This window comes from Ancylomarina sp. (genome assembly GCF_041555295.1).
Taxonomy (GTDB): domain Bacteria; phylum Bacteroidota; class Bacteroidia; order Bacteroidales; family Marinifilaceae; genus Ancylomarina.
The window spans coordinates 1-9,403 of sequence record NZ_JBFFKR010000131.1 but is presented as its reverse complement, the minus strand read 5'-3'; the positions used below and the strand labels follow the sequence as shown (position 1 = coordinate 9,403).

Below are 9,403 nucleotides of genomic sequence, written 5' to 3'. Positions count from 1 at the left end.
TCTGATTCAAGTGAAGACATTTTTGTACACTCTACAGGTCTTATTGACGAAATTCGTGAAGACGACAAAGTTGAGTACGATATGGAAAAAGGCCGTAAAGGTATGAACGCCGTAAACGTAAGAGTAATTGACTAATTCAGTCATTACGACACATAAAGAAAACCACCTCTCAAGGTGGTTTTTTTATGCCCTAATTTTCCTACACCAACCTTACTCATTGTCCGGAACAAAAATAATTTCTCATGTTTCGGAATCTACAGTGAAACCATATCCCCTATTGGTATTGAAAAAATAAATTTTTCCTATTCAAAGAGAATTTTCAAAAAAATCTACTTAATTATTTCTTGAACCCAGAAATAAAGTCTGCATTGACTTCTTGTTTAAGTTGGACCAGATGAAGCTGACACAAGTAGACCATTAGCGTCAAGGTATTAGCAATTGACTAGCTCTTTTACTTCAATTTATAATGGTAACCATCTCTAGATGGTGATTTTTTCTATACAAATTTCACTCATAAACTAAGCAAAAAAAAGGATACAAATCGTTACGATAAGTATCCTTAAATATTGAAGAACAGTTTAAAACTGTATCTGTGTTATTTTTTAATTAAAGTTACATTCACAGCATTCATGCCCTTAGGACCACGTTCTGTTTCAAAGTTCACTTTATCATTTTCATTCACTTGATCAACTAATCCATTGATATGAACAAAAATACTCTCTGATGTTTCAGAATCCTTAATGAAACCATATCCTTTACTTGTATTGAAGAAAGTAACAGTTCCTTTGCGTAATGGATCCTCAACATAACCTGCATTACTATTTCTAGCTCCAAGAACGATGCTTTCGGCATCAATTTCTACCTTTTTAGTTGGATCTGGAGGAGTTGAAACGAGCTGTCCATTCTCATCAACATAGACTAACATATCTTCAAAAGAAAGACCGCCACCACTGGCTTTTCTTTCCTCTTTACGTTGTTCTTTTTCTTTTCTTTTCTTGAGTTTCTTTTTTTCTAACTCTTTTTTACCGAAAGTTTCTTTTGATCTGGCCATTTAATTCTTTAGTTCTTTTACAATAATGTACCTATTAAGATTTAATCACATAATAACAGAGCTATCAAAGCCAAATCCTAATGGTGCTGCAAGATACGGAAATTATTCAACTTTTACATATTTTTTTTCTTACACATCAGTAAAATGAAGATATATTTCATTGACTACCATAAAGAAAGTCGATTCTAAAAAACAATTATATGTTTAATCTCATTTGAAAAATTCACTCTCAACCCCTATAGACTATTCACTTAGGTCCTTAAATCAGGCTAAACTCATTCATATCTTTTCAGAGCAGCAACCATTCTTTCTAAACCTTCAAGTATAACAGCTTGGGGTGATCCAATATTTAAACGCATAAAATTGTAACCGTTTAAACCAAATGATATTCCTTTATTCATGGCTACTTCAGCTTCGTCAACTAGAATCTGATGCAAACGTTCATCTTCTAAATTCAAAGCCGAAAAATCTAACCATAAAAGATAAGTTCCTTCAGGCTCCACCACTCTTATAGCTGGTAAATGCTCGGCAAAATATGACTTTACCAATTCAACATTGGCTTTAAGATAAACCATTAACTGATTAAGCCATTCTTCTCCATGGGTATAAGCTGCCTCAAAGGCGACAGTTCCAAAAACATTTCCACTATCAAGGTGTAGACGAGAAGTTAAAGCTATAAATTGCTTGCGAAGCTTTCTATTGGGAATAATAGCAACAGAAGTCGATAAACCTGCAATGTTAAAAGTTTTACTGGGTGCCACAAAGGTCAAACTATTGTTATGGGCATAGGAGCTAATGCTTGCAATGGGTGTATATTGGTTGGGTTCAAACACAATATCTGAATGAATTTCATCTGCAATAATCAGAATCTTATTTTTCGCACATATTGTCACCAGTTTTTTCAGCTCTTCCTTTGTCCAAACTCTCCCTACTGGGTTATGTGGATTTGAAATAATAATCATCTTGGTATCCTCGTCGATACACTTTTCCAGATGCTCAAAATCCATCTTATAACACCCATTTTCAAAAGCAAGTTCGTTCTGAACCAATACACGATCGTTAGATTTCACCAAATGAAAAAATGGATGATAAACAGGAGGCTGAATAATAATTTTATCACCAGGATTTGTCAAGGCCATAATTGCCATCGATATTCCTGTTAAAACACCTGGAGTAACTTTTATCCATGAAGGTTCGATTCTATGATTGTGTTTGTCTTTCATCCATTTAATCAGCGAAGAATAAAAGCTCTCACTAAAGAAGGTATAAGCATATACGGGATGATCAAGTCTGTTTTTTAATGCATCACGAATAAAATCAGGTGATTCAAAATCCATATCGGCCACCCAAAGTGGCAAGACATTATCAGTACCAAAAAAAGTCTGAAGTGCATCATGTTTAACACTATTCGTATTTTTCCGATCTATTATTTTATCAAAATCGTATTGCATATAGATATTCTTACTTTTTAACTACTTAGGGAATAATTGATCGAAATTACACTTTTTACTTCTATCATTCAATTATTCTTAAGAATTTCAAGTCGTAAAAACCGATCATATTCACTCTAACACTATGTAAAATCATTACAGATAAGATTTGAATTTCATTATTTTGTTTTTATCTTTGCCTCTCTACAAACAACCACGAGGAAATCCCTCCGATTGAATATTCAGAATAAATATTGTAATCGAAAACAGATAACTAAGAGACCATAAACAATTGTTTTTTCTGCCTGGTGCTGATTTTAAACCTGTTTATGATTATCCTACTCACAAGGCTATCTTAAATACATTTAAATTAAAGATATGATTCCTAGAATTGAACGTGCTACTATTGTAGTTCTTGATAGTGCTGGTGTTGGGGCTTTACCTGATGCCGCTGATTTTGGCGATGTAGGCTCAAATACATTTGGAAATATTGCTAGCCATTGTGGTGGTATAAATCTTCCAAACATGCAAAAATTAGGTCTAGGTAACCTAACCGATATTCAAGGTGTTGAACCCACTAAAAACACTTTGGGTGCATACGGTAAAGCTGCCGAAGCAGCTAAAGGGAAGGATACAACAACCGGTCATTGGGAAATTGCAGGTGTGGCGATTGACGAACCCTTCCCAACTTACAGCAATGGTTTTTCTGATGAAGTTATTCGTCTTTTTGAAGAAAGAACGGGACGTAAAGTCATGGCAAATAAACCTGCTTCAGGTACAGCTATTCTTGATGAGTATGGCGAAGAACATATGAAAACAGGCAACTGGATTCTTTATACATCTGCTGACCCTGTCTTTCAGGTAGCTGCACACGAAGAGATCGTTCCATTAGAGGAATTATACAAAGCTTGTGAAATTGCTCTGGAGATTTGCACAGAATTAGCTCCTGTTGCCCGTGTGATTGCTCGACCATTCTTAGGAAGTGGTAAAGGCAAATTCACACGTACTTCCCATCGTCACGATTTTTCAGTAACGCCTCCTCGTCCTACTCTATTGGATCGTTTACTTGAAAACAAACTTGACGTGATTGGTATTGGTAAAACCAGCGATATTTTTGCAGGACAGGGATTATCTGATTCTCGTGGTACCAATAAAGACAATAATGATGGCGTTGCAAAAACACTTAAAGCTCTTAATGAGGATACAAAAGGTCTAATCTTCACAAACCTTGTTGATTTCGACATGGCTTATGGTCACCGTAGAAATCCCGAAGGTTATAAGGCGGCCCTTGAAGAATTTGACCAACAATTACCGGAAATTCAAAGCCGCTTAAAAGAAGATGAAATTCTTATTCTTACAGCTGACCACGGTTGCGACCCTACTTATAAAGGTACTGACCACACTCGTGAGTATATTCCAATATTGGTTTATGGAAAGAATATCAAAACAAACATTAACCTGGGAACACGCACAACATTTGCAGATATTGCTGCAACAGTTGAAGAGTTATTACTAGGAACACAATCAGAAGGTAGTTTCGCAAAAGACTTATACCTGTAAGTTGCATTGTAATATTAATAGCGCAAGCCTTGGCATTTATGTCAAGGCTTTTTTTATATCAACACTTCACAATCTTTAACAAAGCAATTATAATTCAAATTCATTAAAAACATATTTTTCAGTAACTTAAGATGCGAAATCAATAAACAAGCATCTATGTTTAGAACAAGATCAATCGTTTTATTCCTTTTTCTGTTGCTGGCCCACTCTCTTGTGGCGCAACAACAGCATATCCAATTCAGGCGTCTAACCATAAATGATGGCCTTTCACTAAGTTCCGTCTACTGCATTTTTCAAGATTCCAAGGGCTTTATGTGGTTTGGAACTGAAGATGGACTTAATCGTTATGATGGACACCATTTTACGATATTTCGAAGCAAAAGCAATAATGAAAATTCGATATCCTTTAAATGGATTGAAAAGATTTTTGAAGACAGTCGAGGAAAACTTTGGTTTGCCTCACAGAGAGGCTTAACTCATTTTGATAGGGAAACGGAGAAATTCACTCAGTTCACCACTTTATCGGATCCCGAAAGAAGAATTAGTAATGATACCATCACTCAGATTTTTGAAGATGATAGAAATAAACTTTGGTTAGGAACAAACAATGGCCTGAATCGAATAGATATTCAAAGTTTAAGAGCTGAAGAAATAAGAAGTACAAATGCCGATATTTCATGCAGGATAAATGCTTTTCTTCCTAAACGAAATGGATCTCTTTGGATTGCCACCGATAAGGGGCTTCTTTATTATAATGCAAAGTCGGATGAAATTCAAACGAGCACTTTCTCTGAACTCAAATCAATAAAAGTAAATTGCCTCTATTATCACGAAGATAAACTCTTAATCGGGTCTTCTATTGGACTCTTTACATTAAACACACAAACCAATTTAAATCAGATCAATTCTGAGATTCAACTCAGCAAACGCCATATTGAAAGCATTTATATAGACAAAAAAGAAAACCTCTGGATAGGAACACAAAATGGACTCTATAAAAAAAGAAAGGACGAAAATCAGTTCAAGCTTTTTATAGAAGCTTATGATTCTTCCAACAGTTTAGCAACCAATACGGTCAAACCTATTGTTGAAGACAAAATTGGCAATATCTGGTATGGCACCTTTGGTTCTGGTCTTTATAAAGTAGATGCCCACACCTATAAAATAAGCCACTACAATCACAATTCAGCTGATCCTCAAAGCCTATCTCAAAATTCTATCAACTGCCTATACGAAGACAATTCCGGTGCTATTTGGATTGGAACCTTTGGTGCTGGTATCAGCATTTACGATCCTCAGGCGCATAAATTTGAACTTCTTAAGCACAATGCCCTATCAACAAACAGTATGCCAAGCGATTTTGTGTGGAGCATTTGGGAAGATCACAAGCAAACCGTTTGGATAGGAACAAATGATGCTGGACTGAGTGCTTATGACAGATCAACAGGAAATTTTAAGCATTATACATTTGATAATACGCCAGCTATTCGCGATGTATATGAAGATAGTAAAGGACAAATTTGGGTTGGAACCCATGGAGAAGGCCTTTATAAACTGAATCCTGAAACAGGACAAAAAACGAACTACAGAAACAACGCCAACAAACCCAACAGTCTATCTCACAACTCGGTTCGTGTTATTTTCGAAGATAGTGAAGGTATATTGTGGATTGGAACCCGTCAGGGCTTAAATCGCTTCGATCCCAAAACGAAGACCTTTAAAAGGTATTTACATTCCAGTTCTGATCCACACAGCATCTCACACAATTTTATTTACTCCTCAATTTATGAAGACAGTAAAGGACTGCTGTGGATCGGAAATTATGGAGGGGGTTTTAATATTCTAGATAAAAAGACAGAACAATTCACGCATTATCACTTTATTCCAAACTCTCAAAACTCACTATCCGATAATATTGTCTTCAGTTTTTATGAAGATACTGATGGAATCATGTGGATTGGAACCAACAATCAACTCAATCGCTTCGATCCCGAGACTAAAGTCTTTAAGCATTTCTGTGTTAGCGAGGGATTACCCAATAATGTGATTTATGGCATTCTGCCCGACCACCAAGAGAATATTTGGTTGAGTACCAATTATGGCATCTGTCGATTCAATATTAAAGATTATTCAGTTAAGAATTTCACAATCCAAGATGGACTTCAATCCAATGAATTCAATGGGGGAGCCTTTCATAAGGGTAAATCAGGGCTACTCTATTTTGGAGGAGTTTATGGATTAAATATTATCGATCCTAAAAAGGAAATCAAACCTGAGCCCGTTTATAATGCAATCATCACCAAGATGCAAATATTGGGTAAGGACGTGGTTGTGGCTCAAGAGATAGATTCAATCAAAGACCACCGTCTGCACTACGACGCCATTAAGGATCATTACAAGCTTCAAAAAAGTATCATTTCTACTGATAAAATCACACTCGACTATCAGCAAAGACATCTCTCTATGGAGTTTTCATCTCTATCAAGCTTTTCACCTAAACAAATACGCTACAACTACAGAATGCTGGGCCTTGATAAAAATTGGATTGATGCCGGGGAACGAAATTTTGTATCCTACTCCAATTTAAAACCAGGTAAATATCTGTTTCAACTAAAAGCACAGAATTCGGATGGCATATGGAGCACAGAGACTCGAGAATTGGGCATAAAAATCAACCCTCCTTTTTGGATGGAATGGTGGTTTATTTTGCTTGAGATACTACTGTTGATTGCCATCATCATTTTCAATTACAGGTATTTGTTGAAAATAAGAACAAACAAACTACTTCTTATTCAGAATGAAAAAATTAGTATTGCCAATCAAAAATTAACAGAATCGGAACAACATCTTAAGGAACTGAATGCAACTAAGGATACTTTCTTTAGGATTATTTCGCACGACCTAAAGAATCCTTTCACCAGCCTGATGTCGATATCTCAAGTGATACACGAGAACTATGACGCTATAGATAATGATGAAAAGAAAATGGGTGTTCAAAAAATTAATCAGTGTATCAATCATATTTATGCACTATTAGAGAATCTCTTAACCTGGTCGCGATCGCAAACGGGTAAGATTACCTATCAACCTGAAAACTGTGATCTTGCCGACCTGATAAAAGAGAATATCAATCTTTATATGGTCACGGCACACAAAAAAGGCATTAAAATCGACTATCATTTACCTGATAAAGCCAAAGGTTTTGCTGATAAGGAAATGATTAATACCATTATTCGGAACCTGTTGAATAATGCCATAAAGTTCACTAGGCTGGATTCCACAATCAATATTTCGCTTAAATCAGAAGATTCTAACTATAAAGTAGTAATTGCTGATGAAGGTGAAGGTATTTCAGATGAGAATATAGACAAGCTATTCCGAATCGATAAGAAATACAAGACAGTTGGCAGTTCTGGTGAGAAAGGCACTGGATTGGGCTTACTCCTGTGTAAGGAGTTTGTTGAAATCAACAAAGGTAGAATTGGCGTCAAATCCACATTGGGTGAAGGTTCTTGTTTTTATTTCACGATACCCAAGGCATCGAACTAAAGAAGCTCTATAACAACAACGCCTCAAACAATTATAGTTTGAGGCGTTTTGCATTTACATCCTTTGCTACTGCACGAGTACTTTTTATTTCTCTGATACCTTCAATAATTCATCAATCTTCTTAGCCAATTCATTCAATTTTTCTTCGCTATAACCTATCGAAGTGTAAACGACTCTCCCATTTTGATCGATAAGAAAGTTTCGAGGAATAAAGTCAGTAGCATATTGCTTATAAATATCCTGATTAGGATCTAATCCCGCATTAAATACAATGCCTTTGGTCTTTAGCTTCTCCATTCTTTTTCTTACCACATCTTCTTGTTCACCACGTGAAACCGGAAGTAAAACAAAATTATTAGAAGCAAAAGGTTTAATAATTTTATCAGGAAACTCGTAAAGTTCTTTCATACATGGCGCACACCATGTAGCCCAGAAATTAAGCAAAACAACTTTCCCTTTCAGATCCTTCAGTTTAATTTTTTGTCCATCTAACATGTCAACTACAAAGTCCGGAGCCATATCACCTGGGTTTATCAATGTCGATTCCTTGATTTTTTTTGCTCGCTCATCAGCATTCTTTTTGTTAATGGCAACGGCTTCTTCTGGCGTAATTCGTTTTACGGTCTTCATTTCTTCATCGGTGTAAAGATCAAATACAACCACAGAACTTTCGTTAACTCTTTCGCCATACTTTTTTATTAGGGCTTCTTTGGCCTCGCCTGAAACGCCCATATTCATTTGCTTAATTCGTTTAGTATCCAAACTAAACGCATACTCCTGAGTCACCTCTTCACCATTAATGATAAACATTTTTGCTGGTTTCTTACTATTGGAATCCTGAGCAAAAGAACCCAATACACATACCAGGCTAATTAACACAACAAATACTAATTTAATTTTCATATTTACTCTATTTTAAACGAATTGTTATTGGATTTTTTTTACTTTTCACAAATAAAGAAAACCACTATTAAATTTATCATCCTAAAACTAATGATAAATTCGACTAAACAGTATATTGAATTCAAGTAAAACATGCATTCTATATAAAATAGAACGACTCTTTATAATTCAGAAGCTAGTAAAAGTTGGATTTCCTTACTTAGATTAATTTCAAGCTATGGCTTGGATTATTTTAATATTCGTTGAACCTAAAAAAACAATCCCCAAACTCATTAAAGTTTGGGGATTTGATTTAAAACATAAGGAACGCGATACTACCAAAACGAAGTGGAGATCAGCGAAGCTAATCGCACACTGCTGGGCTTTTGTTCTAGTTTCTAACTATTTTGCCTAAGGCCTCTAATAGCTGAGGTTTGTCTTCCAAACCAATTCTGGCAACGGCGTAGAATTCGCTCATCCAATCATCTATTCTATAAAAGGCTTCATCTTTTGTTCGGGTTGCCTCCTGTGATTCACTTTCTTCTTGAAGGTATAGCGAACGTGCTTTTTCCAAATCAGTAATGATGGTGTTGGCTGCCGTTAAATCTTCGAGGGTAACTTTTAAACGGATCAGTTTCGCTTGAATGCCTGCATCGGCTAGGGCAACGCTATAGAATTTCTTAGCAGCTTCCACCCATTTAATGTATGTGCGTGGCATAGCACCCGAAATGGCTAATTTATCTAATATTAATGGGTCGTTGCGAAATACAACTTTGGCTTTTTTACGGTGGATATTGAAGATATCTTCCAGCTCTATTTTTGTGTTATAGAAAGCGGCATAGGCTGCAGTGGTTTCGTCGTCTTCGGTTTTATTACCGTCGTAGGCTTGGCGGGTTGCAGCCAATATGGTTTTACCTTCTTCGATTACCTC

At 36.0% G+C, this 9,403-nt stretch carries 7 protein-coding genes; 3 read left to right on the top strand and 4 right to left on the bottom strand.

Going from position 1 to position 9,403, the window contains the following annotated elements; genetic code table 11:
• The coding region (locus ABY905_RS10290; protein WP_372643312.1) for a cold-shock protein at window positions 1-135 on the top strand (135 nt) is incomplete at its 5' end.
• A 460-nt stretch (window positions 136-595) separates the two neighbouring features.
• Here the strand turns inward: ABY905_RS10290 and ABY905_RS10285 are convergent.
• The gene (locus ABY905_RS10285; protein ID WP_372643310.1) at window positions 596-1,051 is read right to left on the bottom strand and encodes a cold-shock protein; all 456 of its coding nucleotides are present in this window, start codon (window positions 1,049-1,051) and stop codon (window positions 596-598) included.
• A gap of 275 nt (window positions 1,052-1,326) precedes the next feature.
• Window positions 1,327-2,502 carry a MalY/PatB family protein gene (locus ABY905_RS10280; protein WP_372643307.1) on the bottom strand — a complete coding sequence of 392 codons (1,176 nt, stop codon included), beginning with the start codon at window positions 2,500-2,502 and terminating at the stop codon, window positions 1,327-1,329.
• Between the two features lie 357 nt (window positions 2,503-2,859).
• Between ABY905_RS10280 and ABY905_RS10275 the strand changes: the two genes are divergently transcribed.
• Both ABY905_RS10275 and ABY905_RS10270 read left to right on the top strand, forming a co-directional pair.
• The gene (locus tag ABY905_RS10275) at window positions 2,860-4,041 is read left to right on the top strand and encodes a phosphopentomutase (protein WP_372643304.1); all 1,182 of its coding nucleotides are present in this window, start codon (window positions 2,860-2,862) and stop codon (window positions 4,039-4,041) included.
• Between the two features lie 156 nt (window positions 4,042-4,197).
• Window positions 4,198-7,590 (top strand): two-component regulator propeller domain-containing protein, encoded by a 3,393-nt coding sequence (locus tag ABY905_RS10270; protein ID WP_372643302.1) that lies wholly within the window; start codon window positions 4,198-4,200, stop codon window positions 7,588-7,590.
• 84 nt (window positions 7,591-7,674) lie between these two features.
• Here the strand turns inward: ABY905_RS10270 and ABY905_RS10265 are convergent, their stop codons facing one another.
• Window positions 7,675-8,493 carry a TlpA family protein disulfide reductase gene (locus tag ABY905_RS10265; protein WP_372643299.1) on the bottom strand — a complete coding sequence of 273 codons (819 nt, stop codon included), beginning with the start codon at window positions 8,491-8,493 and terminating at the stop codon, window positions 7,675-7,677.
• Between the two features lie 370 nt (window positions 8,494-8,863).
• A partial coding sequence (locus tag ABY905_RS10260) for a hypothetical protein (RefSeq protein ID WP_372643296.1) occupies window positions 8,864-9,403 on the bottom strand: 540 nt, incomplete at its 5' end.

What these genes read in the sequence shown, in the direction of transcription:
- ABY905_RS10275 (WP_372643304.1), top strand. Translation starts at nt 2,860, where the DNA reads ATGATTCCTAGAATTGAACGTGCTACTATTGTAGTTCTTGATAGTGCT.
- ABY905_RS10280 (WP_372643307.1), bottom strand. Translation starts at nt 2,502, where the DNA reads ATGCAATACGATTTTGATAAAATAATAGATCGGAAAAATACGAATAGT.
- ABY905_RS10270 (WP_372643302.1), top strand. Translation starts at nt 4,198, where the DNA reads ATGTTTAGAACAAGATCAATCGTTTTATTCCTTTTTCTGTTGCTGGCC.
- ABY905_RS10285 (WP_372643310.1), bottom strand. Translation starts at nt 1,051, where the DNA reads ATGGCCAGATCAAAAGAAACTTTCGGTAAAAAAGAGTTAGAAAAAAAG.
- ABY905_RS10265 (WP_372643299.1), bottom strand. Translation starts at nt 8,493, where the DNA reads ATGAAAATTAAATTAGTATTTGTTGTGTTAATTAGCCTGGTATGTGTA.